24 protein-coding genes are annotated in these 25710 nt (G+C 66.3%); 9 read left to right on the top strand and 15 right to left on the bottom strand.

Annotated features, from left to right (window positions below; translation table 11 throughout):
* Positions 1-15: 15 nt before the first annotated feature.
* The gene (locus tag ACFPU0_RS02000; protein WP_377691114.1) at positions 16-147 is read right to left on the bottom strand and encodes a hypothetical protein; all 132 of its coding nucleotides are present in this window, start codon (positions 145-147) and stop codon (positions 16-18) included.
* Between the two features lie 203 nt (positions 148-350).
* Between ACFPU0_RS02000 and ACFPU0_RS02005 the strand changes: the two genes are divergently transcribed.
* The gene (locus ACFPU0_RS02005) at positions 351-800 is read left to right on the top strand and encodes an EVE domain-containing protein (RefSeq protein WP_377691115.1); all 450 of its coding nucleotides are present in this window, start codon (positions 351-353) and stop codon (positions 798-800) included.
* 51 nt (positions 801-851) lie between these two features.
* Positions 852-2696: a diguanylate cyclase gene (locus ACFPU0_RS02010; protein ID WP_377691116.1), complete on the top strand. Its 1845-nt coding sequence runs from the start codon at positions 852-854 to the stop codon at positions 2694-2696.
* Here the strand turns inward: ACFPU0_RS02010 and ACFPU0_RS02015 are convergent.
* Positions 2687-3100 (bottom strand): flagellar basal body-associated protein FliL, encoded by a 414-nt coding sequence (locus tag ACFPU0_RS02015; RefSeq protein WP_377691117.1) that lies wholly within the window; start codon positions 3098-3100, stop codon positions 2687-2689. The genes ACFPU0_RS02010 and ACFPU0_RS02015 overlap by 10 nt on opposite strands.
* 174 nt (positions 3101-3274) lie before the next feature.
* Between ACFPU0_RS02015 and ACFPU0_RS02020 the strand changes: the two genes are divergently transcribed.
* Positions 3275-4252, top strand: coding sequence for an NADPH:quinone oxidoreductase family protein (locus tag ACFPU0_RS02020; RefSeq protein WP_377691118.1), 978 nt, complete (start codon positions 3275-3277; stop codon positions 4250-4252).
* 108 nt (positions 4253-4360) lie between these two features.
* Here ACFPU0_RS02020 and ACFPU0_RS02025 read toward each other — a convergent pair whose 3' ends face one another.
* The 4 genes from ACFPU0_RS02025 to trxA all read right to left on the bottom strand — a co-directional run bounded on the left by ACFPU0_RS02025 (position 4361) and on the right by trxA (position 8773).
* Positions 4361-5326, bottom strand: coding sequence for a CDP-6-deoxy-delta-3,4-glucoseen reductase (locus ACFPU0_RS02025; RefSeq protein ID WP_377691119.1), 966 nt, complete (start codon positions 5324-5326; stop codon positions 4361-4363).
* Entirely contained in the window at positions 5326-6792 is a 1467-nt protein-coding gene (gene ubiD, locus ACFPU0_RS02030) for a 4-hydroxy-3-polyprenylbenzoate decarboxylase (protein WP_377691120.1), read from the bottom strand. Before ubiD ends, ACFPU0_RS02025 begins: the two co-directional genes overlap by 1 nt.
* Positions 6793-6922: 130 nt before the next feature.
* Positions 6923-8182 (bottom strand): transcription termination factor Rho, encoded by a 1260-nt coding sequence (rho, locus tag ACFPU0_RS02035; protein WP_120654003.1) that lies wholly within the window; start codon positions 8180-8182, stop codon positions 6923-6925.
* 264 nt (positions 8183-8446) lie between these two features.
* Positions 8447-8773, bottom strand: a complete 327-nt coding sequence (trxA, locus tag ACFPU0_RS02040) for a thioredoxin TrxA (RefSeq protein ID WP_003457525.1) — start codon at positions 8771-8773, stop codon at positions 8447-8449.
* A 357-nt stretch (positions 8774-9130) separates the two neighbouring features.
* Here trxA and ppx point away from each other — a divergent pair, with 357 nt between their 5' ends.
* The gene (gene ppx / locus ACFPU0_RS02045; RefSeq protein WP_377691121.1) at positions 9131-10633 is read left to right on the top strand and encodes an exopolyphosphatase; all 1503 of its coding nucleotides are present in this window, start codon (positions 9131-9133) and stop codon (positions 10631-10633) included.
* Between the two features lie 136 nt (positions 10634-10769).
* Here ppx and ppk1 read toward each other — a convergent pair whose 3' ends face one another.
* Positions 10770-13007 carry a polyphosphate kinase 1 gene (ppk1, locus tag ACFPU0_RS02050; protein ID WP_377691122.1) on the bottom strand — a complete coding sequence of 746 codons (2238 nt, stop codon included), beginning with the start codon at positions 13005-13007 and terminating at the stop codon, positions 10770-10772.
* A gap of 20 nt (positions 13008-13027) precedes the next feature.
* Positions 13028-14041 carry a porphobilinogen synthase gene (gene hemB / locus ACFPU0_RS02055; RefSeq protein WP_377691123.1) on the bottom strand — a complete coding sequence of 338 codons (1014 nt, stop codon included), beginning with the start codon at positions 14039-14041 and terminating at the stop codon, positions 13028-13030.
* A 234-nt stretch (positions 14042-14275) separates the two neighbouring features.
* Between hemB and ACFPU0_RS02060 the strand changes: the two genes are divergently transcribed.
* From ACFPU0_RS02060 to ACFPU0_RS02075, 4 genes are all read left to right on the top strand, one after another.
* Positions 14276-14833, top strand: coding sequence for a DedA family protein (locus tag ACFPU0_RS02060; RefSeq protein WP_377691124.1), 558 nt, complete (start codon positions 14276-14278; stop codon positions 14831-14833).
* A 139-nt stretch (positions 14834-14972) separates the two neighbouring features.
* The gene (locus ACFPU0_RS02065; protein WP_377691125.1) at positions 14973-15803 is read left to right on the top strand and encodes a dienelactone hydrolase family protein; all 831 of its coding nucleotides are present in this window, start codon (positions 14973-14975) and stop codon (positions 15801-15803) included.
* Between the two features lie 13 nt (positions 15804-15816).
* The gene (gene elbB, locus ACFPU0_RS02070; RefSeq protein WP_377691126.1) at positions 15817-16473 is read left to right on the top strand and encodes an isoprenoid biosynthesis glyoxalase ElbB; all 657 of its coding nucleotides are present in this window, start codon (positions 15817-15819) and stop codon (positions 16471-16473) included.
* Between the two features lie 133 nt (positions 16474-16606).
* Positions 16607-17077, top strand: coding sequence for a thioesterase family protein (locus ACFPU0_RS02075; RefSeq protein WP_377691127.1), 471 nt, complete (start codon positions 16607-16609; stop codon positions 17075-17077).
* Positions 17078-17343: 266 nt separating this feature from the next.
* Here the strand turns inward: ACFPU0_RS02075 and ACFPU0_RS02080 are convergent, their stop codons facing one another.
* The 5 genes from ACFPU0_RS02080 to ACFPU0_RS02100 form a co-directional block, all read right to left on the bottom strand.
* On the bottom strand, positions 17344-17796 hold the full coding sequence (locus ACFPU0_RS02080) for a YaiI/YqxD family protein (protein WP_377691128.1): 453 nt from the start codon (positions 17794-17796) through the stop codon (positions 17344-17346).
* Between the two features lie 57 nt (positions 17797-17853).
* A complete protein-coding gene (locus ACFPU0_RS02085; protein WP_377691129.1) occupies positions 17854-19743 on the bottom strand; it encodes an FTR1 family protein in 1890 nt (629 codons plus the stop codon).
* A gap of 216 nt (positions 19744-19959) precedes the next feature.
* Positions 19960-20592, bottom strand: coding sequence for a homoserine/homoserine lactone efflux protein (gene rhtB / locus ACFPU0_RS02090; RefSeq protein WP_377691130.1), 633 nt, complete (start codon positions 20590-20592; stop codon positions 19960-19962).
* Between the two features lie 73 nt (positions 20593-20665).
* A complete protein-coding gene (locus ACFPU0_RS02095) occupies positions 20666-21205 on the bottom strand; it encodes a mechanosensitive ion channel domain-containing protein (protein WP_377691131.1) in 540 nt (179 codons plus the stop codon).
* Positions 21205-23115: an ATP-binding cassette domain-containing protein gene (locus tag ACFPU0_RS02100; RefSeq protein ID WP_377691132.1), complete on the bottom strand. Its 1911-nt coding sequence runs from the start codon at positions 23113-23115 to the stop codon at positions 21205-21207. Before ACFPU0_RS02100 ends, ACFPU0_RS02095 begins: the two co-directional genes overlap by 1 nt.
* Positions 23116-23165: 50 nt before the next feature.
* Between ACFPU0_RS02100 and ACFPU0_RS02105 the strand changes: the two genes are divergently transcribed.
* Entirely contained in the window at positions 23166-23630 is a 465-nt protein-coding gene (locus ACFPU0_RS02105) for a TIGR02444 family protein (protein ID WP_377691133.1), read from the top strand.
* On the opposite strand, the gene ACFPU0_RS02110 is transcribed toward ACFPU0_RS02105, so the two are convergent.
* Together ACFPU0_RS02110 and rsd are read right to left on the bottom strand one after the other, a co-directional pair.
* Positions 23627-24775, bottom strand: a complete 1149-nt coding sequence (locus ACFPU0_RS02110; protein ID WP_377691134.1) for an AlgP family protein — start codon at positions 24773-24775, stop codon at positions 23627-23629. The two genes, ACFPU0_RS02105 and ACFPU0_RS02110, sit on opposite strands and share 4 nt — an antisense overlap.
* 255 nt (positions 24776-25030) lie before the next feature.
* On the bottom strand, positions 25031-25501 hold the full coding sequence (gene rsd, locus ACFPU0_RS02115; RefSeq protein ID WP_377691135.1) for a sigma D regulator: 471 nt from the start codon (positions 25499-25501) through the stop codon (positions 25031-25033).
* Positions 25502-25710: the final 209 nt, after the last annotated feature.

Below are 25710 nucleotides of genomic sequence, written 5' to 3' on the forward strand. Positions count from 1 at the left end.
GCCAGCCGGATGGGGTCAGGGCTGTTGGGTCAGGTTGATGGGCGCGCCGCCCTGGCGCTCCCACAGGCTCTGCGTGTAACCGGTAGTAACCACACCCAGGCCGAAGATAATGACCAATACCCAGAGAATGTCTGGCTTGCGTTTCATCGATTGCCTCCCCCTTGCAGGCAAACTTCGCGCGATGACCGAATGGTGGATTGTTGTTCTGGTTGGACCGTACGGCGGCATGCAGCTTAAAGCGCGGCATTCTCCGGCAACGTGAGCGAACACGCAATTTGTGACGCCAACCGGCCGTCGGCCAGCCCCAGCTTCGATGCCCCATCGAGGACGAACGTAGAGGAGCAAAGTTCATGCCTTTCTGGCTGATGAAATCCGAACCCGACGAGCTTTCCATCCACGACCTGCAGCGCCTGGGCACGGCGCGCTGGGATGGCGTGCGCAACTACCAGGCACGCAACTTCATGCGGGCCATGCGCCCCGGCGAGCTGTTCTTCTTCTACCACTCCAGCTGCCCCGAGCCCGGCATCGCCGGGATCGCGCGGATCGCCGGGGAGCCCTACCCGGATCCCACGGCGCTGGACCCGCAGAGCCATTACCACGACCCCAAGGCGAGTCCCGAGAAGAATCCCTGGAGCGCCCTGGACGTGGAGTTCGTCGAGGCCTTTGCTGGTGTTATCTCCCTCGCCCGGCTGCGTGAACAGGCGGTGCTGGCCGGCATGCCCCTGGTGCAGAAGGGCAGCCGCCTGTCGGTGATGCCGGTAACCGAAGAGGAATGGGCCGGGGTGCTCGCCCTGCGTTGAGCCGGGCATGGCCCTGTGCTATGACGGAGGAGAATCTCCCGGGGCACTTCCATGCCGCACTCTCATCCCGCCTGGCTGGTCCGAACGACACTCGCCGTGCTCTTCCTGGCGCTGTGCGGTACCAGCCTGCTGCTCTGGAAGCAGATGGACAACGCCCAGCAGGAACGCATCCGCGAACGGGTCGCCTATCAGGCGCGGGCCCTGGCCAGCGAGCTGGAAAACACGCTGTTCGATGAGGTCGAGGCCCTGCGCCGCATGGCCCTGCTGTGGAACCATCGCGGCCGGATTCCCCAGGACGAGTGGGCCCTGGAAGCCAAGCTCGCCCTGGAACACTTTCCCGGCTACCAGTCCATCCAGTGGATGGGCGCCGACCTGCGCATGCGCTGGGTCCAGCCCGAGAAAGGCAACGAGGCCGCCCTGGGCTTCCGCCTGACCCGCAACCACCCCAACTTCAACCTCGCCATGCAGGCCAAGGCCAGCGGCCAGGTACAGCTGTCCAACAGCTTCGCCCTGGTGCAGGGCGGCCGCGGCCTCATCCTCTACACACCGCTCTACATCGGCGGCGAACGGAGCGAGCAGACCTTCGATGGCTTCCTCCAGGGCGTTTTCCGCGTCGAGCCGCTGATGGACGAACTCCTCGCGGACATCGAAAACCGCGACTTCAGCGTCCGGCTGCTGGAGGCCGGACGCACCATCTACCACCAGAAGCAGCCGAGCAGCATCGAGCCCCTGAGCCAGCGCGTACCCCTGCAGCTGCTCAACAACGGCAACTTCGCCCTGCAGCTGAGCCCGACCCGCAAGCTGGTGGAACAGCTCAGCTCGCCATTGCCGCAGGTGGTCCTCGGTGCGAGCCTGGTCACCAGCCTGCTGCTGGTGGCTGCCCTGGCCCTGGCCCTGGAAAACGCCCGCCGCGCCAATGCCCTGCAGACCGGCTACCGGCGGTTGAACGAGGAGGTCAGCCAGCGCGAGCATGTCGAACAGGACCTGCGCGAAAGCCGCGAGCGCCTGCAACTGGCGCTCGACCTGACCGACTCCAGCCAGGACGGCCTGTTCATCTTCGAACTCGCCAGCCGCGAGATCCTGCACATGAACCGGGCCACCCATGCCAGCCTGGGCTACAGCGCCGAAGCCTTTCGCCAATTGCTGAAGGAAGATCCGGAGCAGCTGCTGCCCGGCTACCACGGCTGGCTGGAGCTGGTGCGCCAAGCCCGTCGCGACGGCGACTCGGGCATCTTCCAGCGCGAGATGCGCCGTGCCGATGGCAGCCTGCAGGCGGCGGAAATCAGCGCCCAGCTGGTGAAGCTGAACGACCGCGAATACCTGATCGGAGTCTCCCGCGACAATAGCGAGCGGTTGGAGCTGGAGGCGCGACTGCAGCGCCTGTCGCAGCAGGACGGCCTGACCGGCCTCTACAACCGCCGCTATTTCGACCGCCAGCTCAGTGGTGAATGGCGCCGCCTGCGCCGCCTCGGTGCGCCCCTGTCCCTGCTGATGCTGGATGTGGACTACTTCAAGGCCTTCAATGACAGCCTCGGCCACCAGGCCGGCGACGAGGTCCTGCGCCGAGCGGCCCAGGCGCTGCAGCAGAGCCTGCGGCGCGAAGGCGACGTGGCCTGCCGCTACGGTGGCGAGGAGTTCGCCATCATCCTCGCCAATACCGGCGAACCGGGTGCGCTGCACGTCGCCGAGCGGGTCATGGCACGGATCGCCGACCTGGCCATCGAACACCCGGCCAGTCCGGACGGGCGGCTGACCGTCAGCATCGGCATCGCCATCTCCGACCCCGCCCGCGAGGACCAGCCCGACAGCCTGGTGTCACGCAGCGACGCCGCGCTCTACCGGGCCAAGCACGAAGGGCGCAATCGCATCTGCCTGTGGGAGAAGGGTCAGGGCTGAACGATCAGGTTGTTGAACAGCAGATCGTCCACCAGGGGCTGGCCCTCCTCGCTGTTCAGCACCTGCTGCACCTGCTTGAGGGCTTCCTGGCGCAGCTTTTCCTTGGCCTCGGAAGAGCCCAGGGTTTCGTCGGTCTGCTGGGAAAAGAGCATCACCAGCTGGTTGCGGATCAGCGGTTCGTGGCGGGTGACCTTCACCTCGGCGTCGGTGCTGGAGACCCGCAGGGAGATATCGGCCTTGTAGTACTTCAACCGCGGACCGGGACCATAGTTGCCGACCAGTGCCGGTACCAGGTCGATATAGGCGACCTTGGACGCCTCGCCTTCCTTGGGCTCCGCCTCCTCCTTGGCCATCGCCAGCAGGGGAAGGGTCAGGGCCAGCAGCAATGCAGTGAGTCTTTTCACCTGGGTCTCCTCGACACGAATGGCGCCTAGCATAGCCAGTGCCGCCACCGGCCCCAAGACCTGCGCTTATGCATGCCCATCAGGCCGGGCCATGCTGATTGACCCCTTCACCCCCCCGCCTACACTGCAAGGCCACATGCCCGGGGCCAGCGCCCCACGCCAAGGAGCCCCGCGATGAAAGCCGTCCTGTGCAAAGCCTTCGGTCCCGCCGACACCCTGGTGCTGGAGGAAGTCGCCAGCCCCGAACCCAAGAAGAACGAAATCCTGATCGACGTGCATGCCGCGGCGGTGAATTTCCCCGACACCCTGATCATCGAAGGCAAGTACCAGTTCAAGCCGCCCTTCCCCTTCTCTCCGGGCGGCGAGGCGGCCGGCGTGGTCGCCGCCGTGGGCGAGAAGGTCAGCCACCTCAAGCCCGGCGATAGGGTGATGGCGCTGACCGGCTGGGGCAGCTTCGCCGAGCAGGTGGCGGTGCCGGCCTACAACGTGATGCCGATTCCCAAGGGCGTCGACTTCAACTCCGCCGCCGCCTTCGGCATGACCTACGGCACCTCGATGCATGCCCTGAAGCAGCGCGCCAACCTGCGCCCAGGCGAAACCCTGCTGGTGCTCGGCGCCTCGGGCGGCGTCGGCCTGGCGGCGGTGGAAATCGGCAAGGCCATGGGCGCGCGGGTGATCGCCGCCGCCAGCAGCGCACAGAAGCTGGAAGTGGCCAAGGCCGCCGGTGCCGATGCGCTGATCAATTACAGCGAGGAAGACCTGAAGGAGCGCGTCAAGGAACTCACCAATGGCCAGGGCGCCGACGTGATCTACGACCCGGTGGGCGGCGACCTGTTCGACGCTGCCATTCGCGCGATCAACTGGAACGGCCGCCTGCTGGTGGTGGGCTTCGCCAGCGGCCGCATCCCCGAGCTGCCGGTGAACCTAGCCCTGCTCAAGGGCGCCTCGGTGATCGGCGTGTTCTGGGGCTCCTTCGCCCAGCGCCAGCCCCAGGACAACCTGGCCAACTTCCAGCAGCTGTTCGCCTGGTACGCCGAAGGCAAGCTCAAGCCGCTGGTGTCCCGGACCTTCCCGCTGGAGCGCGCCGCCGAGGCCATCAAGACCCTGGCCAGCCGCCAGGCCGTGGGCAAGGTGGTGGTGGAGGTGCGCTGAAGGCTGAAGGACGTCGGGCCTCGCTTCGCGAGGCGCCAACCTACGGCCACGCGACATTCCTTCGTCCAGCCTCCAGCCTTCAGCGCTTTTTATCGGCCCTTGGCTTTTCTAACGCGGCGCGTAGGCGAACACGTCCGCGCGCATCTGGTGGGCATCCATCCCCGCTGCCACCAGGGCGTCCAGGGTGGCGTAGACCATGGCCGGCGAACCGCTGGCGTAGACGCGCAGCGACTTGAGGTCGGGGAAGTCCTCGCACACCGCCTCGTGCAGCAGGCCGCAACGGCCCTGCCAGCCACACTGGTCGCTGACCACCTGGTGCAGGAAGAGGTTGTCCAGACGCCGCCACTGGTCCCAGTGGGCCAGCTGGTAGAAGTCGCCGGGCTGGCGTACCCCCCAGTACAGGTGCACCGGGTGTTTGAAACCGCTGGCGCGGCAATGCTCGATCAGGCTGTGCATCTGGCCCATGCCGGTACCGGCGGCGATCAGCACCAGCGGGCCATCGGGCAGCTCCGCCAGGTGGGTGTCGCCGAAGGGCATCTTCACCCTGGCCAGGCGGGTGCGCTGCAACTGTTCGAGCAGGGCGATGGCGCTGTTCTCGCGTGCCAGGATGTGCAGCTCGATGTCCCGCCCGGAACTGGGCGCCGAGGCCATGGAGAAGGCCGAGGATTCGCCGTCGTCGCGCTCGATCAGCAGGTACTGTCCGGCGTGGTAGCGCGGCGGCTTGCCCGCCGGGGCGCGCAGGCGCACGCGCCAGACATCGCCGCCCACCGGCGTGCACTCGCTGACCTGGCAGCTCAGGCTGCGCACCGGCAGCTCGCCCGGCGCCAGCACCCCGTCCCAGTGCAGCACGCAGTCTTCCAGGGGCTCGGCGAGGCAGGTGAACAGCTCGCCCTGGCTCAGGTCCGCGCCGTTCTGGCGAACCCGGCCCTCCACCAGCAGCGCCGCGCAGACGTGACAATTGCCGTTGCGGCAGCTTTGCGGGCACTCGTAGCCGAGGCGGCGCGCCGCATCCAGGATGCGCTCGTTGGGAGCCGTCTGGAGGACCGCGCCGGAGGGTTGCAGGGTGACACGCATCAATCGATTCCCAGAGAAGACCAGAGCTCATCGACGCGGCGCTTGACCGCTTCGTCCTGGACGATCACCCGGCCCCATTCGCGACTGGTCTCGCCGGGCCACTTGTGGGTGGCGTCCAGGCCCATCTTGGAACCGAGACCGGACACCGGGGAGGCGAAGTCCAGGTAGTCGATCGGCGTGTTGTCGATCATCACGGTGTCGCGCTTGGGGTCCATGCGCGTGGTGATGGCCCAGATCACGTCGTTCCAGTCCCGCGCATTGACGTCGTCGTCGGTGACTATGACGAACTTGGTGTACATGAACTGTCGCAGGAACGACCAGACGCCCAGCATTACGCGCTTGGCATGGCCCGGGTACTGCTTCTTCATGGTCACCACCGCCATGCGGTAGGAGCAGCCTTCCGGCGGCAGGTAGAAGTCGACGATCTCGGGGAACTGCTTCTGCAGTATGGGCACGAAGACTTCGTTCAGCGCCACGCCGAGGATAGCCGGCTCATCCGGCGGCCGGCCGGTATAGGTACTGTGGTAGATGGGCTTTTGCCGGCGGGTGATGCGCTCGACGGTGAACACCGGGAAACGATCAACTTCGTTGTAGTAGCCGGTGTGGTCGCCGTAGGGACCTTCGTCGGCCATCTCGCCCGGATGGATCACCCCTTCGAGGACGATCTCGGCGCTGGCCGGCACCTGCAGGTCCGAGCCGATGGCCTTGACCAGTTCGGTGCGGTTGCCACGCAAAAGGCCGGCGAAGGCGTACTCGGAGAGGGTATCCGGCACCGGGGTGACGGCGCCGAGGATGGTCGCCGGATCGGCGCCCAGGGCCACGCACACCGGGTAGGGCTTGTCCGGATGCTTCTGGCACCACTCGCGGTAGTCCAGCGCACCGCCACGATGGCTGAGCCAGCGCATGATGACCTTGTTGCGGCCGATCACCTGCTGGCGGTAGATGCCGAGGTTCTGCCGCTCCTTGTTCGGGCCACGGGTGATGGTCAGGCCCCAGGTGATCAGCGGCGCCACGTCGCCCGGCCAGCAGTGCTGGATCGGCAGCTTGCCGAGGTCGACGTCGTCGCCCTCCTCCACCACTTCGTGGCAGGGCGCGTCCTTCAGCACCTTGGGCGCCATGGCGATGACCTTCTTGTAGATCGGCAGCTTGGACCAGGCATCCTTCAGCCCCTTGGGCGGCTCGGGCTCCTTGAGGAAGGCCAGCAGCTTGCCGATCTCGCGCAGCTCGCCGACGTCCTCGGCGCCCATCCCGAGGGCTACGCGCCCCGGGGTGCCGAAGAGATTGCCGAGCACCGGGATGTCGAAACCCGCGGGTTTTTCGAAGAGCAGCGCCGGGCCCTGCTTGCGCAGGGTGCGGTCGCAGATTTCGGTCATTTCCAGCACCGGGGACACCGGGGTGGCGATGCGCTTGAGCTCGCCACGCCGTTCCAGGCCACTGATGAATTCGCGCAGATCGCGATACTGCATGCTTGAGCCTCTCGAGGCGTGCAGGTCGGGGCGCAAAGTTTAGCGCCGAACTGGGTTATTCAGAAGGACGAATGGCCACTACAGAAACGCAAAGGCCGGGTTTCCCCGGCCCTTGTGGCACATCCAAGACTTACTTGCGCTTCATCGACAGGAAGAATTCGTCGTTGGTCTTGGTGTCTTTCAGCTTGTCGAGCAGGAACTCGATGGCGGCGATCTCATCCATCGGGTGCAGCAGCTTGCGCAGGATCCACATGCGCTGCAGCTCGTCCTCGGCGGTCAGCAACTCTTCGCGGCGGGTACCGGACTTGTTGATGTTGATGGCCGGGAACACGCGCTTCTCGGCGATGCGGCGGTCCAGCGGCAGCTCCATGTTGCCGGTGCCCTTGAACTCTTCGTAGATGACTTCATCCATCTTCGAGCCGGTCTCGACCAGCGCGGTGGCGAGGATGGTCAGCGAGCCGCCTTCCTCGATGTTGCGCGCGGCGCCGAAGAAACGCTTGGGCTTCTCCAGGGCATGGGCGTCGACACCACCGGTGAGCACCTTGCCGGAGCTGGGGATCACGGTGTTGTAGGCACGGGCCAGACGGGTGATGGAGTCCAGCAGGATGACCACGTCCTTCTTGTGCTCGACCAGGCGCTTGGCCTTCTCGATCACCATCTCGGCGACCTGCACGTGGCGGGTCGGCGGTTCGTCGAAGGTGGAGGCGACCACTTCGCCGCGCACGGTGCGCTGCATCTCGGTCACTTCTTCCGGGCGCTCGTCGATCAAGAGGACGATCAGGTGGCACTCGGGATTGTTGCGGGTGATGTTGGCCGCAATGTTCTGCAGCATGATGGTCTTGCCCGCTTTCGGCGGGGCGACGATCAGGCCGCGCTGGCCCTTGCCGATCGGTGCGCAGAGGTCGATCACGCGGCCGGTGAGGTCCTCGGTGGAGCCGTTGCCGGCTTCCATCTTCAGGCGCTCATTGGGGAACAGGGGCGTGAGGTTCTCGAACAGGATCTTGTTCTTGGCGTTCTCGGGGCGGTCGTAGTTGATGGAGTCGACCTTGAGCAACGCGAAGTAACGCTCGCCTTCCTTCGGCGGCCGAATCTTGCCGACTATGGTGTCGCCGGTACGCAGGTTGAAGCGGCGGATCTGGCTGGGCGAGACGTAGATGTCGTCCGGGCCGGCCAGGTAGGAAGAGTCGGCGGAGCGCAGGAAACCGAAACCGTCCTGGAGAATCTCCAGCACGCCGTCACCGGAGATCTCCTCGCCGCTCTTCGCGTGCTTCTTCAGCAGGGCGAAGATGATGTCCTGCTTGCGCGAACGGGCCATGTTCTCCAGGCCCATGGCATCGGACATTTCCAGAAGTTCGCCAATCGGCTTTTGCTTGAGTTCGGTCAGATTCATAGGAATGACGTAGATAGAAATGGAGAAGGGAAAGCGTTGAGCTTTTTAGGCCGCGCCGCAGAGAAGGCGACAGGATCGCTGTGCTTATTCGAATAGGAGTGCGTCGGCGACGGCGTGGAGGGCTGCGTGAAAAAAAGCAGCGGTCCGAATGTAACACCGGCGCAACGGGGAGTCTAGTGCAGTTCCATGAAAAAACCCCGCACATGCGGGGCTTCTCGGGGACACTGCTGTCGTCTGCCGGGCGGCGCCGAAGGCCGCGCGGAATCAGATGTTGGCGTCGAGGAAGGCGGCCAGCTGGGACTTGGACAGGGCGCCGACCTTGGTGGCTTCGACGTTGCCGTTCTTGAACAGCATCAGGGTCGGGATGCCACGCACGCCGTACTTCGGCGGGGTGTCCTGGTTCTCGTCGATGTTCAGCTTGCAGACCTTCAGCTTGCCCTGGTAGTCCTTGGCGATTTCGTCGAGGACCGGGGCAATCATCTTGCACGGACCGCACCACTCGGCCCAGTAGTCGACCAGCACCGCGCCGTCGGCCTTGAGCACGTCCTGCTCGAAGCTGGCATCGGTGACGTTGGTGATGAATTCGCTCATGGAAGGATCTCCGTGGTTCGGAAGCAAAAAAGTGGAGCCATCATAGCCCGGCTTTTCCGGGACCGAAAGCAGGGGGCGATTGAGCTTCGCTATCGCACTACGGGGCAAAACTGATGGATGGCCGCGACTACGTCAATCCGCCAACCGATGCACGTGCCGCCGGAGCGGACCGACGCCCCCGTGACGCGCGACTGTCATATCCCGCCTATAGTGTGCACAGCCAGCTATTCGCCAGCAAAACCGCTCCTGCACCAGCACTCCGGCCGCACCAGGTTGGTACTCCCGTACCGCTATTCGCATTGGCTCGACCGGGCAACCGTGGCAGGATTGCGCGGTTCAGCCTCGAGACCCGAAACCATGCCGCAAAAGCCTGCCGAAATCCCGTCCCTGATCGCCGCCATCGACCTCGGTTCGAACAGTTTCCACATGGTGGTGGCCAAGGCCGACCACGGAGAGATCCGCATACTGGAGCGGCTCGGCGACAAGGTGCAGCTGGCGGCGGGCCTGGATGAAGAGCGCAACCTGAGCGAGGAAGCCATGCAGCGCGGGCTGGAATGCCTGCGCCGCTTCGCGCAGATGATCGCCGGCCTGCCGGAGGGTGCGGTACGTATCGTCGGCACCAACGCCCTGCGCGAAGCCCACAACCGCGCCGAATTCATCCGCCGCGCCGAGGATGTCCTCGGGCATCCGGTGGAGGTCATCTCCGGCCGCGAGGAAGCGCGCCTGATCTACCTCGGCGTCTCCCACACCCTGCCGGACACCCCCGGCCGCCGCCTGGTGGCGGATATCGGTGGCGGCAGCACCGAATTCATCATCGGCCAGCGCTTCGAGTCGCAGCTGCGGGAAAGCCTGCAGATGGGCTGCGTGAGCTACACCCAGCGTTACTTCCGCGACGGCAAGATCACCCCGGCCCGCTATGCCCAGGCCTACACCGCCGCGCGCCTGGAGCTGATGGGGATCGAATACAGCCTGCGCCGCCTCGGCTGGCAGGAGGCGGTGGGTGCCTCCGGGACCATCCGCGCGGTGGGCCTGGCGATCCAGGCCGCGGGCCTCGGCAGTGGCGAAATCAATCCGGAAGGCCTGGCCTGGCTCAAGCGCAAGCTGTTCAAGCTGGGCGATGTGGAGAAGCTCGACCTCGACGGCATCAAGCCCGACCGCCGCCCCATCTTCCCGGCCGGCCTGGCGATTACCGAGGCCATCTTCGAGGCCCTCGAACTCAAGCGCATGACCCACTCCGAAGGCGCCCTGCGCGAAGGCGTGCTCTATGACCTGCTGGGCCGCCACCACCACGAGGACGTACGCGAACGCACCCTGAGCGCACTGATGGAGCGCTGCCACGTGGACCTCGAACAGTCCGCGCGGGTCGAGGCCAAGGCGCTGTCGGCCCTGGAGCAGGTCGCCGACAGCTGGGGCCTGGACGATGACTGGCACCGCGACCTGCTGCTCTGGGGCGCGCGGATCCACGAGATCGGCATGGACATCGCCCACTACCACTACCACAAGCACGGCGCCTACCTGATCGAGCACTCGGACCTCGCCGGCTTTTCCCGCCAGGACCAGCTGATGCTGGCGCTGCTGGTGCGCGGCCATCGCCGCAACATCCCCAAGGACAGGTTCGCCGAGTTCGGCGAGGAAGGCGTGAAGCTGCTGCGCCTGTGCGTGCTGCTGCGCTTCGCCATCCTCTTCCATCACATCCGCGGCACCTCGGCCATGCCCAAGGTGAAGCTGAACGCCTCGAACAACACCTTCGAGGTGCGCTTCCCGGAGGGCTGGCTGGAGGCCAACCCGCTGACCCAGGCGGACTTCGAACAGGAAGCCCAGTGGCTGAAGCGCATCGACTTCGAGCTGAAGGTGAGCTGATCACGGACCTGGCGGTGGAAAGAAAAGCGTTTTCCACCCTACTTGCGTGATCCGTAGGGTGGAAATCCACGAAGCTGGATTTCCACCAATGCAGAATAGAAACGGGGCCTGCAGGCCCCGTTTTTCATGCTCCTGATCAGCGCACGCTGGTCGGCGGGTTGGTGAGCTTTTCCAGCAGCGTCGCCTGGGCGTTGCGCGAGTTCTGGTTGCCGCTCGGACTGTTGCGCAGGTAGCGGCCGTCAGGCTGCAGCACCCAGCTCTGGGTGTTGTCGCTGATGTAGGCTTCCAGTTCCTTCTTCACCCGTGTCAGCAGCTTCTTGCCCTCCACCGGGAAGCAGGTCTCGACACGCATGTCCAGGTTGCGCTCCATCCAGTCGGCGCTGGAGAGGTACATTTTCTCGTCACCGCCGTTGAGGAAGTAGTAGATGCGGCTGTGTTCGAGGAAGCGGCCGATGATCGAGCGCACCTGGATGTTGTGCGACACCCCGGGGATGCCCGGGCGCAGGCAGCACATGCCACGCACCACCAGGTCGATACGCACGCCGTTCTGGCTGGCCTTGTACAGCGCGCGGATGACCTTGGGATCGGTCAGGGCGTTGACCTTGACCATGATGTGCGCAGGCTTGCCTTCGCTGGCGTGCTGGGTCTCGCGGGCGATCATGTCGAGCAGCGTCTTCTTCAGGGTGAAGGGCGCGTGCAGGAGCTTCTTCATGCGCAGGGTCTTGCCCATGCCGATCAACTGGTTGAACAGCTTGTGCAGGTCCTCGCAGAGCGCGTCGTCGGCGGTCAGCATGCTGTAGTCGGTGTACAGGCGCGCGTTGCCGGCGTGGTAGTTGCCGGTGCCGAGGTGGGCATAGCGGCGCAGCTCGCCGTTCTCGCGACGCAGGATCAGCATCATCTTGGCGTGGGTCTTGAAGCCCACCACACCGTAGATCACCACGGCACCGGCCTGCTGCAGGCGGCTCGCCAGCTGCAGGTTGGATTCCTCGTCGAAGCGCGCCCGCAGCTCGATGACCGCGGTGACCTCCTTGCCGTTGCGCGCCGCCTCCACCAGGGAGTCGACGATCTCGGAGTTGGCGCCTGCGCGGTAGAGGGTCTGCTTGATGGCCAGGACGTTGGGGTCCTTGGCCGCCTGGCGCAGGAAGTCCACCACCGGGGTGAAGGATTCGAAGGGGTGCAGCATCAGGATGTCCTGCTTGCCGACCACGTTGAAGAGGTTCTCGGCCTTCTGCAGGATCTTGGGGATCAGCGGGGTGAAGGACGGGTGCTGCAGCTCCGGGTGGCTTTCCAGGCCGGTGATGCTGAACAGGCGGGTCAGGTTCACCGGACCATTGACCTGGTAGAGCTCGCTCTCGGCCAGGCCGAACTGCTTGAGCAGGTAGTCCGAGAGGTGCTTCGGACAGGTGTCGGCCACTTCCAGGCGCACGGCATCGCCGTAGCGGCGCGAGAACAGCTCGCCACGCAGGGCGCGGGCCAGGTCGTCGACATCCTCGGTGTCCACCGAGAGGTCGGCGTTGCGGGTCAGGCGGAACTGGTAGCAGCCCTTGACCTTCATGCCGGGGAAGAGGTCGTCGGCATGGGCGTGGATCATCGAGGAGAGGAAGACGAAGTTGTCCCCCGGCCCGCCTATGTCCTCGGGTACGCGGATCACCCGCGGCAGCAGGCGCGGCGCCGGGATGATCGCCAGACCGGAATCGCGGCCGAAGGCGTCCACGCCTTCCAGCTCGACGATGAAGTTCAGGCTCTTGTTCACCAGCAGCGGGAAGGGGTGTGTCGGGTCCAGGCCGATGGGGGTGATGATCGGCGCGATCTCGTCGCGGAAGTAGCGGCGCACCCAGCTCTTGAGCTTGGTGGTCCAGTAACGGCGACGGATGAAGTTGACCTGGTGCTTGGCCAGTTCCGGCAACAGGATGTCGTTGAGGATGTTGTACTGGCGGCTGACCTGCTCGTGCACCAGCTCGCTGATGCGCGCCATGGCCTGGTGCGGCAGCAGGCCGTCGGCGCCGGCCTGTTCGCGGGCGAAAGTGATCTGCTTCTTCAGGCCGGCGACGCGGATCTCGAAGAACTCGTCCAGGTTGCTGGAGAAGATCAGCAGGAACTTCAGACGTTCGAGCAAGGGATAGGACTCATCCAGCGCCTGTTCCAGCACGCGGATGTTGAACTGCAGCTGGGACAGCTCACGGTGGATGTACAGGCTGCTGTCATCCAGGCTCGGCACCACCAGCGGTGCCGGGGCGGGCACTGGGGGCGGGACGGGCGCCACGCTGGCGGCAGGCGCCTCGGGCGCCTCGAGGGCCGGCGGGACCACCGGGATCTCGGTGGCCTCCTTCAGGGGTTCGAGCAATGCGCTGGGGTTGAGTCCTTCGGTGTTCATCTGCAGTTCCTGGGGGGAGATCAGACTCCCGTCTTGAGCATTTCTGCGGCGCGTACGGCGAAATAGGTGAGGATGCCATCGGCGCCGGCGCGTTTGAAGGCCACCAGGGATTCGAGGATGACCGCCTCGCTGAGCCAGCCGTTCTGGATCGCCGCCATGTGCATGGCGTACTCGCCACTGACCTGATAGACAAAGGTCGGCACGCGGAATTCATCTTTCACCCGATAAAGGATGTCGAGGTAGGGCATGCCCGGCTTGACCATCACCATGTCGGCGCCTTCGGCGAGGTCCGCCGCCACTTCGTGCAGGGCTTCGTCGGTGTTGGCCGGGTCCATCTGGTAGCTGGCCTTGTTGCCCTTGCCGAGGTTGGCGGCGGAACCGACGGCGTCACGGAAGGGGCCGTAGTAGGCGCTGGCGTACTTGGCCGAGTAGGCCATGATGCGCACGTTGGGGAAGTCGGCCAGTTCCAGGGCTTCACGGATGGCCTGGATGCGGCCGTCCATCATGTCCGAGGGGGCCACCACCTGGGCGCCGGCTTGCGCGTGGGACAGGGCCTGCTTGACCAGCGCATCGACGGTCACGTCGTTCTGCACGTAGCCGTTCTCGTCGAGGATGCCGTCCTGGCCGTGGGTGGTGAAGGGGTCCAGGGCCACGTCGCTGATCACGCCGAGTTCCGGGAAGCGGTCGCGCAGGGCGCGGATGGCGCGCTGGGCGATGCCGTCCGGGTTCCACGCCTCGGAGCCATCGAGGGACTTCTTCTCCAGCGGCGTCACCGGGAACAGCGCCAGCGCCGGAATGCCCAGCTCGACCCAGGCTTCGGCTTCCTCGAGCAGCAGGTCGATGGACAGGCGCTCGACGCCGGGCATCGACGGCACCGCTTCGCGGCGGTTCTCGCCGTCCAGGACGAATACCGGGAGGATCAGGTCGTCGACGGTCAGGACGTTCTCGCGCACCAGGCGGCGGGAGAAGTCGTCACGACGGTTGCGGCGCAGGCGAGTGGCGGGGAACAGGCGATTGGCGGGGGTAAAGCTCACAGCAGACTCCAGGGCCCGGAATGGACGCAGTGTGACAAATATAAGGGTCGATTATGACCGAATGGTAACAATGGGCGACAGCGACCCGTGGTCGCGTCGACCGGCGCACCGCTCTTCCTTCGGCGCCCCGGACGTTGTCCGAGATCAATCTGATGGCCATCGGCGCGGGCCGGTGCTTTCCCCGGGGCGTCATCCCGGTTAGGCTTCGCGTTCATTTCGCTGCGCAAGCCAACCATGCTGCAACAATTTCTCCAGGATTTCGGCTACTTCGCCCTCTTCCTCGGCACCTTCTTCGAGGGCGAGACGATCCTGGTCCTGGCCGGTTTTCTCGCCTTCCGGGGCTACATGGACATCAACGCCGTGGTGGCCACCGCCTTCTTCGGCAGCTACGCCGGCGATCAGCTCTGGTACTACCTGGGCCGCCACAAGGGTCGCCAGATCCTCTCCCGCAAACCCCGCTGGCAGGCCATGGGCGACCGCGCCCTGGCGCACATCCGCCGCCATCCGGATATCTGGGTACTGACCTTCCGCTTCGTCTACGGCCTGCGCACCGTGATGCCGGTGGCCATCGGGCTTTCCGGCTACCCGCCGCTGCGCTATCTCATCCTCAACGGCATCGGCGCCATCATCTGGGCGCTGGCCCTGGGGTTCGCCGCCTACCATTTCGGCGCCGTGCTCGAAGGCATGCTGGGCAACCTCAAACGCTACGAGTTGATGGTCCTCGGCGGCCTGCTGGTCATCGGTGGCATCCTCTGGCTGCGCCGTCGCCTGCGCAGCAACGGCAAGCGCTGATCAGGACGAAGGCGCCTCGAGTCGGGCCATGCTCGCGGCGCTGATCCGCGGCCTGCTAGGATTGCTCGAGAAGATGCTACCCGCAGCCGGCCCGGTCCCGCGGCATGGCGCGCCAACCCAAGCGGCCTATGACGACAGCATGCGCAGATTCCTCAAACCCGCCCTGATCGCCCTGCTCCTCCTGGCCTGCGCCGCCCTGCTCGGCCTGTTTCCCTATCGCGCCGCCCTCCTGCCGCAGACAGTCGACCTGGCCGCGGCGGAGCAGCGCCTGGCGCCTCACCTCAGCCTCTTCACCCCGGAAGGCACCGGGCTTTTCCCCACCGTGCTGGTGTTCCACGGCTGCAATGGCCAGAACCCCGGCTTCGTGCGCAACGTCAAGGCCTGGCTGCTGCCCGCCGGCTATGCGGCACTCTTCGTCGACAGCAACAAGGCCCGCGGCATCGAGGACTGGCACCCGGTGTGCGACGGCAAGCAGCTGTGGGGCAACGAGCGCGCCATCGACGTCTACGCGGCCCTGGCGCTGGCCCGCAGGAATCCCGCCATCGACAGTGGCAGGCTGGCCCTGCTGGGCTACTCCCATGGTGGCTGGACCATACTCGACGCACTCTCCTACGACGGCAGCGCCGGCCACGGCTTCCCCGCCACCGGCAAGGGGGCGCTGGCCGGCGTGCGCGGCGTGATCACCTACTACCCCTACTGCGGTTTCCCCGCCCACCTGCGCGCAGGTCTGGAGCACCCCACACCGGTGCTGATGTTCCTCGGCGGCAAGGACCATATCACCGACCACCAGCAATGCCTCTCGGCCCTCGACAGCCTGGACGGCCAGCGCCTTGAGCTGGTGCAGTACGGCGAGGCCGACCACGTCTTCGACCAGCGCAGCGATCTGAATACCTACCAACCCGGCCTGGCCGAGGATGCCCAGCGACGCGCCCTGGCGTTCCTGCGCGAGAACCTCGGAGCGGCCCAATGACCTGGAGATGTCCATGACCAAGAAAGTTGCCGTGATCCTGTCCGGCTGTGGCGTATACGACGGCGCGGAGATTCACGAGAGCGTGATCGCCCTGCTGCGCCTGGATCAGCGCGGCGCCAAGGTCCAGTGCTTCGCGCCGAACATCGCGCAGCACCACGTGATCAACCACACCACCGGCGAAGAGATGCCGGAAAGCCGCAATGTGCTGGTGGAGTCGGCGCGCATCGCCCGCGGCGAGATCAAGGATGTGCGTGAGCTGGACGCCGCCGATTTCGACGCGCTGATCGTGCCCGGCGGCTTCGGCGCGGCGAAGAACCTCTCAGACTTCGCCATCAGCGGCGCCAACTGCACCGTGCAGCCCGAGGTGCTGGCCGCCGCCCGCGGCTTCGCCGAGGCCGGCAAACCGGTGGGCCTGATCTGCATCGCTCCCGCGCTGGCCGCGAAGATCTATGGCGAGGGCGTGAGCTGCACCATCGGCAACGACGCCGGCACCGCCGCCGCCCTTGCGGAAATGGGTGCCCAGCACGTGGAATGCGTGGTCAGCGAAATCGTCGAAGACGAGAAGCGCAAGCTGGTGACCACCCCGGCCTACATGCTGGCGCAATCCATCAGCGAAGCCGCCGCCGGCATCTACAAGCTGGTGGACCGGGTGCTGGAACTGGCCCACTGAGGTCTTCGAGCGGGCGGTGCAGTCCGCCCGCTCCGTGCCGATCCGGCCAATCCACCCGACACTCCCGCCGTGCCCCTTGGCAGCATGCCGCCCGTACGGCAGCGTCGGCTCATCGACGCTCGCAGGAGGCAGCATGAGCCAGACCGATTTCATCCTTACACCTGAACTCGAAGACGCCGTGCGCGCCTTCTTCGAACGTATCCCCTTCAACCAGGTGCTCGGCATCCGGCTCGGCGAGATGAGCACCGAAAAGGTGCTGATGCACCTGCCGATGAAGGACGAACTGATCGGCAACTTCGTCCACGGCATCCTCCATGGCGGGGTGATTTCCAGCCTGCTGGACGTGGTGGGCGGCGCCATGGCGCTGATCGGCGCCTTCGAGCGGCACCGGCACCTGTCCACGGCGGAACGCATGTCGCGGCTGTCCAAGCTCGGCACCATCGACCTGCGCATCGACTACCTGCGCCCGGGCCGTGGCCGGCATTTCACCGCCACCGCCGTGCTGCTGCGCTCGGGCAACAAGGTGGCCGTAGTGCGCTCGGAACTGCACGCCGACGACGGCACCCTGGTGGCAGTGGGCACCGGCACCTATCTCTGCGGTTGATCCCGTAGGGGAATAGCGCTCTTCTATCCACCCTGTCGGTGGAAATCCGCCACGCGGATTTTCACCCTACGCGATGCGTCTTGATCAGTTTGTAGGATGGGTAGAGCGGAGCGAAACCCATGCTGCCGGATCGATGGGTTTCGCAAGCTCGCGGCGCCGCCCGACCCATCCTACAGCGCTGACTCCGTAGGGGAATAGCGCTCTTCTATCCACCCTGTCGGTGGAAATCCACCACGCGGATTTTCACCCTACGCGATGCGTCTTGATCAGGCTCGGCTCAGCTTCGTCAGCAGCCGATCCAGGGCATTGGCGAAGGCCTGCCGGTCCTTTTCGCCGTAGGCGGCTTGGCCGCCACCCATCTGGCCCTGGTCACGCAGGTCGGTGAGCAGGTTGCGCACCGCCAGGCGCTCGCCCATGTTGCGCTCGTCGAATTCGCGGCCACGCGGGTCGAGGGCCACCACCCCCTTCTTCACCAACCGGTCGGCGAGCGGCACGTCGCTGCAGATCACCAGTTCTCCCGGCACCGCGTTGTCCACCAGGTAATCGTCGGCGGCATCGGGACCGCTGGGCACCACCACCAGGCGCACGCAGGCGAAGGTCGGCTTGACCTGGCTCTGCCCGGCCACCAGCACGACTTCGAACTTGCGCTTCAGGGCGAACTTGATCACCTGGTCCTTGGCCGCCCGGGGGCAGGCGTCGGCATCGATCCAGACGCGCATCGCATTTCCATCCAGATAAGAAGAAAGGGCGAGGAGTTTACACCCCTCGCCCGCCATTCAGGCCTGCGCCGTGCTGCGCTCGCGCAGCCAGCTGCGGCCGTAGAGCGCCGCAATGGCCAGCAGCGCCAGTCCCTGGGCCGACAGGGTATAGGCGTCCGGGTGGATGCCCAGCCAGTCGAACTCGAAGAAGGCCACCGGCCGGGTGCCCAGCACGCCGGCTTCCTGCAGCGCCGCCACACCGTGGCCGGCGAACACCACCGAAAGGGCGCAGAGCAGGATGGCGTTGGCAGTGAAGAAGGTGCCCAGGGGCAGCTTCGCCGAGCCGCGCAGGATGACCCAGGCCAGGCCCACCAGCAGCACCAGGGCGGTCGCCGCGCCGGCGATGACCATGCCGTGGCCGGCCGGGCCGGCCTGCAGCCAGAGGGTCTCGTAGAACAGGATCACTTCGAACAGCTCGCGGTACACCGAGAAGAACGCCAGGGTGGCGAAGCCGAAACGGCCGCTGCTGCCGAGCAGGTGCGCCTTGATGTAGTCCTGCCAGGCGGCGGCATGGCGGCGGTCGTGCATCCACACGCCGAGCCAGAGCACCATGACGCAGGCGAACAGCGCGGTGAAGCCCTCCATCAGCTCACGCTGGGCGCCGCCGACGTCGATCAGGAAGGCCGCCACCGCCCAGGTGGCGAAGCCGGCCACTACGGCCAGGCCCCAGCCGACGTGCACGCTGCGCACCGAGTGCTCCTGGCCGGTCTTGCGCAGGAAGGCGAGGATCGCCGCCAGCACCAGGATGGCTTCCAGCCCCTCGCGCAGGAGGATCAGCAGGCTGGAGACGAAGCTCAGGGAACCGCTCAGGCCGTCGCCGCCCAGCAACTCGGCGGCCTTGTCCAGCTCGGCCTTGGCCTGCTCCAGCAGTTGCGCCGCCTGGCCCACCGACTGGCGGTCCTGCAGGGCCTGCCGATAGGCCATCAGCGCGCGCTCGGTGGTCTTGCGCTGCACGGCGTCGAGGTTGTCGAGGGAGCTTTCCACCAGCTCGAAACCTTCCAGGTAAGCCGCCACCGACAGGTCGTAGGCCTGTTCCGCGTCGCCCTCGCGGTAGGCCTTGAGGCTCTGTTCCAGGGTGGCGCGGGTATGCCCGATCAGCTCCCCGGGCCCGCGCTGCTGCATCGGCGGCCGGGCACGTTGGGCGCGGAACAGCGCCTGGGCGGCGGCACCCTGGCTGGCGCCCACCTCCTCCGGCGTGCGCCCGGCCAGTTCACCCAGGGGGATGGCCTCGCCCTTCGCCGCCGGGTCGGCACTGAAACCGGCGACGTAGCTGGCCAGGTCCCAGCGCTGGCGGTCGTCCAGCTGGTCGGCGAAGGCCGGCATATCGGTGCCTTCGACACCCAGGCCAAGGGTGTTGTAGAGATCGTAGAGGCTCATCCGGTCGATCCGCGCCTGGTCGCGCAGATTGGCCGGCGGCGGCTCAAGCCCCATGCCCGCCGGCCCGTCCCCGGCGCCGCTGTCGCCGTGGCAGACACTGCAGTGCTGGGCGTACAGCGGCGCGCCGCGAGCCGGGTCGGGAGTGATCAGCGGCGCCTGGCTGACCTCGTAGGCCGCCGCCAGCCGGGTGGCCAGCTGGCGCGCCTGGCGGGCCACGGCGGCACCGTCCTGCTTGCTTTCGATGGCCTGGTGCAGGTCGGCGACGCCCCGCTCCAGCTCCTTCTGGCCGTCACGGGCCGGCAGAGCGACGATCAATCCCTGCAGCACGCCGAGGAATTCGATCTGTTCGCGGTATTCGCTGCTGTCGATGACCTTGCCATCGACCACGGTGGCCGGGTAATCGGCACCAATGTAGCTGAGCAGGTGCAGTGCCTGGGCGGCACCGTCGGCCTGGTCGGCCATCAGGCTGAAGCTGCAGACGGCCAGCAGGGGCATCAGCAGCCAGCCGAGGAATCTCGGAATGGTGAACATGATTCAATCTCAAATGAGAATGGGGAGTGGAATTGTTACCCTCCTAACGATCGAGCTCAACCCCCGAACGCGATTCCGCATCGCGCCACTTTGCCGAGAGAGGCTGCGGAAGGGTCCGACGGACCTCTGGCATCGGGCAGGTTCGGCGGGCGCAGGAAAGCGTCCGGCGGGCGGGAAGGACGTCGGCGGGCGGGCGCCCGCCGACAGGCACGGGTCTCAGACCGGCGCGCGGCGAACCGTGGCCAGCAGCGCCGCGGCGCCGACGAACAGGGCGGCGAAACCGCGGTTCATCACCCGCTGCTGGCGCGGGGTGCGCAGCAGGCGCAGGACGCGGGCGGCCAGCCCGGTGTAGCCGGCCATGACGATGAGATCGACGGTGATCATGGTGGCGCCCATCACCAGGTACTGCTCCACCAGCGGTGCGTGGGGGTCGATGAACTGGGGCAGCACGGCGAGCATGAAGACGATCGCCTTGGGGTTGCTGAAGTTCACCAGGAAGCCGCGCAGCACCAGGGTGAGCGGGCGACCTATGGGGCGTTCGGCGGAATCGTCGGCCATGTCGCTGGGCAGCGCCTTCCATTGCCTGACCGCCAGATAGACGAGGTAAACCACGCCGAACCACTTGATCAGGCTGAAGGCCAGGGCCGAGGTAGCGAGGATGGCGCCGACGCCGGCGGCGACGATGGCGATCTGCAGGGCCAGGCCGAGCTGCAGGCCGAGGGCGTTCCAGTAGCCGCGCCAGAAGCCGTATTGCAGGCCGGAGGACATGGAAGCGATGGCACCGGCACCCGGTGACAGGCTGATCACCCAGCAGGCGATCAGGAAAGCGAGCCAGGTCTCGAGCGCCATGGCGGATACCTCGGAAAGGAAAAAGGGGCAGGCCGCAGAGCCTACCCCTTCGCACCGGCGCTGCACAGTACCATCAGCGCCAGCGGCGTACCGCCTTCTGGAAGAACAGGCTGTTGGGCACCTGCACCAGGGCGCCGTGATTCTCTTCGCTGAGGTCTTCGAGGGTGGTGTAGAACAGGTTGATGGCGATCACCCTGCCCTTCACGCCTTGCTTGTCGGCGCTTTCCACCACCTCCACGCGGTCGCCCATGCGGAAGGGGCCGAGGGAGAAGATCAGCACCGCGCAGAACATGTTGGAGAGCACGCTCCAGATGGCGAAGAAGGCCACCGCCGCGACGGCGGCAAAGCCGGTCAGGGCGGTCCAGAGGACCTCCGCCGACACGCCGAAGCGCTCCAGCACCAGCATGAAGGCGCTGCCGAGGATCATCCAGCGCAACAGGCCGCGCAGGGGCATCATCAGTTCCGGCGGCAGCTGTGGATAACGCTGGCCGAGGCGGGTGATGCCGCGGGTGACGATGCGTTGCACCAGCCACGCCAGCAGGATGATCAGCAGCACCTGGGCGGCGCGGATCAGCGGCTCGCTCCAGGCGGTCAGGAGTTGCAGGTCATCCATCAGTCCGCGGCCTCCAGTTGCCGCTGCAGTTCCTCCAGGGTTTCCAGGGCCAGGAGCCAGGCTTCTTCCAGTTCGGCCTCGCGGCCCTTCAGGCGTGCCTGCTCGGCCAGCAGGTCACGCAGTTCATCCTTGCGCGCCGCCTCGTAGAGGGCGGAATCGCCCAGGCGTTCCTCGATGACGGCCAACTGCTCATGCACCTTGCCCAGGTCCTTCTCCAGCTTGTCGGCTTCCTTCTTGTGCGGGGCCAGCTGCTGGCGCAGGGCGGCGGCGGCCTGGCGCTGGGCGCGCTTGTCGGTCTTGTCCGGGTTCACCGGCGCACTGGCCACGGGCGCCTGGCGCGCGCGGTAGTCCACCAGCCAGCGCGCATAGTCGTCGAGGTCGCCGTCGAAGCCCTGCACGCGGCCGTCGGCCACCAGGAGGAATTCGTCGGTGGTGCTCTTGAGCAGGTGGCGGTCGTGGGACACCACCAGCACGGCGCCGGCGAAATCCTGCAGGGCCATGGTCAGGGCCAGGCGCATTTCCAGGTCGAGGTGGTTGGTGGGCTCGTCCAGCAGCAGCAGGTTGGGCTTCTGCCAGGCGATCAACGCCAGGGCCAGGCGCGCCTTCTCGCCACCGGAGAAGTTGGCCACCGCCTCATCGCAGCGGTCGCCACGGAAGTCGAATCCACCGAGGAAGTCGCGCAGGGTCTGCTCGCGCTCGGCGGGAGCGAGGCGCTGCAGGTGCAGCAGCGGGCTGGCCTTGGCGTCGAGGGCGTCCAGCTGGTGCTGGGCGAAATAGCCGATGGCCAGGTTCTCGCCGCGGGCGAGGCGTCCGCCGAGGGGTTCGAGATCGCCGGAGAGGGTCTTGATCAGGGTCGACTTGCCCGCGCCATTGGGGCCGAGCAGGCCGATGCGCGCCCCCGGCGCCAGCTGCAACTTGACCTGCTGCAGCACGGTCTTGTCGCCATAGCCGAGTCGGCCTTCGGACAGGTCCAGCAGCGGGCTGGAAATCTTGTCGGCCTCGCGGAAGCTGAAGTCGAAGGGCGAATCCACATGGGCCGGCGCCAGTTCTTCCAGGCGCTCGAGGGCCTTGATCCGGCTCTGCGCCTGACGGGCCTTGGTCGCCTGCGCCTTGAAGCGGGCGATGTACTTTTCCATGTGCGCACGCTGCGCCTGCTGCTTCTCGTAGGCCTGCTGCTGCTGCGCCAGACGTTCGGCACGGGTGCGCTCGAAGGCCGAGTAGCCACCGCGGTAGAGGGTCAGTTTCTGCTGTTCGAGATGCGCGACGTTGTCCACCACCGAATCGAGGAAATCGCGGTCGTGGGAGATCAGCAGCAGCGTTCCGGGATAACCCTTGAGCCACTCTTCGAGCCAGAGGATGGCGTCGAGGTCGAGGTGGTTGGTGGGTTCGTCGAGCAGCAACAGCTCGGACGGGCACATCAGTGCCTGGGCGAGGTTCAGGCGCATCCGCCAGCCACCGGAGAAGTCGCCGACGCGGCGGTCCATCTGCTCGGCGGTGAAGCCGAGGCCGGCCAGCAACTTGCGCGCGCGGGCATCGGCGGTGTAGCCGTCGGCGCTGTCCAGTTCGATGTGCAGGCGAGCGATGGCGGTGCCGTCGTGCCCAGCCTCGGCAGCCGCCAGTTCACGCTGCACACGGCGCAGGTGCTGGTCGCCATCGAGCACATAGTCCACGGCCAGGCACTCGAGGTTGTCCACTTCCTGGCGCATATGGGCGATGCGCCAGTCGGCGGGCAGCAGGCAGTCGCCGGCATCCGGCCCCAACTCGCCGCGCAGCAGGGCGAACAGGCTGGATTTGCCGGCACCGTTGGCGCCGATGAGGCCGACCTTCTGGCCGGCGTGCAGGGTCAGCTCGGCGCCTTCTAGCAGGCGTTGAGGACCACGCTGTAGAGTGAGATTTTGCAGTCGGATCATGATGGCGGCGGAGTTTATCAGCTTCGCCGCCCCGCCGCCCGAGGAGTGCCATGCCTTCAGACCTGTGGACTTTTGCCCTGCGCCTCTATGGGGAACCCGGTGTCGAGCAGGCCTGCCTGCGCCTGCAGGATGGGGGCGCCGACGTCTGCCTGCTGCTCACCGCCTGCTGGCTGGGACGGCGCGGCGCGACGTTCGATGCGTCCCGCCTGGACAGCTTGAAGGAGGTTTGCGAGCCCTGGCAGGAACAGGTGGTGGAGCCCCTGCGCTCGTTGCGCCAGAACTGGCGGGCACAGGCGCAGGACGATCAGGCGCTGGCGGGGCTGCGAGAGCAGATCAAGGCACTGGAACTGGAAGCCGAACGCAAGTTGCTGGCAAAGCTGGAAGGTGCCACCGATGGCTGGACGGGGGCCGGCGTGGAGCAGGTCGAAGCCTGGTTGCTGGGCAGCTGTCCAGGGCTGGAAGGAGCTGACCGCGACGCGCTCGATCTCTTGCGCGTCGCGGCCCTGGCGCTTTAGTTCGACGGCGAGGTCGGGGCAGCACTGTTGCTGCCGGTCGGTGCCACGCTGGTGACCGGTGCGGCGGCCGGAACGGGGGTCGGAGCAGTCGGCGCGACCGGAGCAGCGACGGCCGGTTTGGCGGCCGCTGCCGGAGCGGCGGGCTGGGCGGCAGCCGGCGTGGCCGGAGCGGTTTTCTTCGCGGCGGGCCTGGTAGCCGGTTTCTTTGCCGCAGCAGGCTTCGCAGCGGTGTCCGGCTTCGCGGCGGGCTTGGCCGCAGCTTTGGCAGCCGGCTTGGCAGCGGGCTTGGCGGCTGCAGGTTTGGCAGCGGCTTTAGCAGCAGGCTTCGCGGCAGCTTTGGCAGCTGGCTTGGCAGCTGCGGCTTTCGCGGCGGGCTTCGCAGCAGGCTTGGCGGCTGCGGCTTTCGCGGCAGGCTTCGCAACAGGCTTGGCGGCTGCAGCCTTCGCGGCCGGCTTCGCAGCGGGCTTGGCAGCTGCGGCTCTCGCGGCGGGCTTCGCAGCAGGCTTGGCGGCTGCGGCTTTCGCGGCAGGCTTCACAACAGGCTTGGCGGCTGCGGCCTTCGCGGCCGGCTTCGCAGCGGGCTTGGCGGCTGCGGCTCTCGCGGCAGGCTTCGCAGCAGGCTTGGCGGCTGCAGCTTTCGCGGCGGGCTTCGCAGCAGGCTTGGCGGCTGCAGCTTTCGCGGCCGGCTTCGCAGCAGGCTTGGCGGCTACGGCTTTCGCGGCCGGCTTCGCAGCAGGCTTGGCCTCGCGGCTGCCCAGGGCCTTGCTCGCGGCTTCACGTACCTTGCCGACGCCCTGGGCGAGCTTCAGGCTCTCCTGGGAGTCACGCTTGAGCTGGGCGATATAGGTGCGGGTTTCGGCCTGGCGATTTCTCAGGGTGTCCAGCATGGCCTCGAGTTCGCCGATGCTGTCCTTGGCCTTGGCTTGCGCCTTGGCTTTGCCGGCCTTGGCGGCGTCCTGCAGCTTGGTGCGCGCGGCGTGGAGTTTCTCCTGGGTCTTGCCGCGTTGCTTCTCCAACTTGGTCAGCAGCTTTTCGGCGTCGACCGAAGCTTGGGCGCAGGCTTTTTCGAGGTGTTCGAGCAGGCTGTGGGAAAGCTGTTGCAACAGGTGCAGCGGGGTGCTTACGGGCTTCTTCTTGGCCGACATGATATGCCTCCTGGCGGGCGTTATTTGGCCCATACTAGTCGCCTGTTTCGCGAGTCGCCAGAGGCCGCGCCATTCCGCCCGCCCAGGCTCTGCGACTGATTGCCGGTGCAGGGTTCCGCGTTGCGATCCGGACCCGGAACTGCGAGGCCGGGGAACCCTGTCAGCGCCGACCGCTTGGCAACGCCAGGAAGGCTCTGGAATCGGGGATTCAGCGGGACGAGACTCCCCCGATTCCAGTGCCGGCAGGACAGGGAATCAGGCCGGTAGAGGCGCCTGACCCTGGTGGGCGTTGTGCAGCACTTCGATCAGGCAGTCTTCCAGCTCGAAGCGTTCGTGGAGCAACTGCCCGAGTTGATTGAGCTCGCTGCTCAGGCTGAGGTCACGGCAATCGCCGTTGTCGCAGCGGTCGTTGAAGGCCAGTGCGACTTCGGTGATGGCTTCGATGCGCGGATAGATTTGCTTGGCGAGGTCGAGGCCGCGTTGGTCGCCAAACGCTTTCGCCTCGTTGAGCAGTTGCTCGTAGACCTCGAAATGTCCCGCGGAAACGTAGTCCAGCAGGACCTCACAAAACCTTTGCAGCCCTTCTGCGTTGGCGCTGGGGGCCTGGGGCTTTTCGCTCAGCGAGCTGTAGACGCGGACCAGCTCATGGCGTTCCTGCAACCAGCGGTCGATCAGCTGGTGCACGCCACCCCAACGTTCCTGAGCGTTCTGGCAACTTTCGAGCATGGTGACGACCTCACTTCCCTAATTCGGTAATGCCGTTATACGTCTGCTCCGAGACGGTTTTTTGTCGACCGGTGCAAGATCTTGGGAAGGCGCCGCTAAAACGGCAATATTCCGGCGGCGCGTGCGGGCCAGATTATGCCCGCCGCGCAGTGCCATCAAGGCACTGGCGGGAAAAAATTCATACAGGCGTTTGAACGATAGACCACGGC

It is taken from the genome of Pseudomonas sp. GCM10022186 (genome assembly GCF_042656385.1).
Lineage (GTDB): Bacteria > Pseudomonadota > Gammaproteobacteria > Pseudomonadales > Pseudomonadaceae > Metapseudomonas.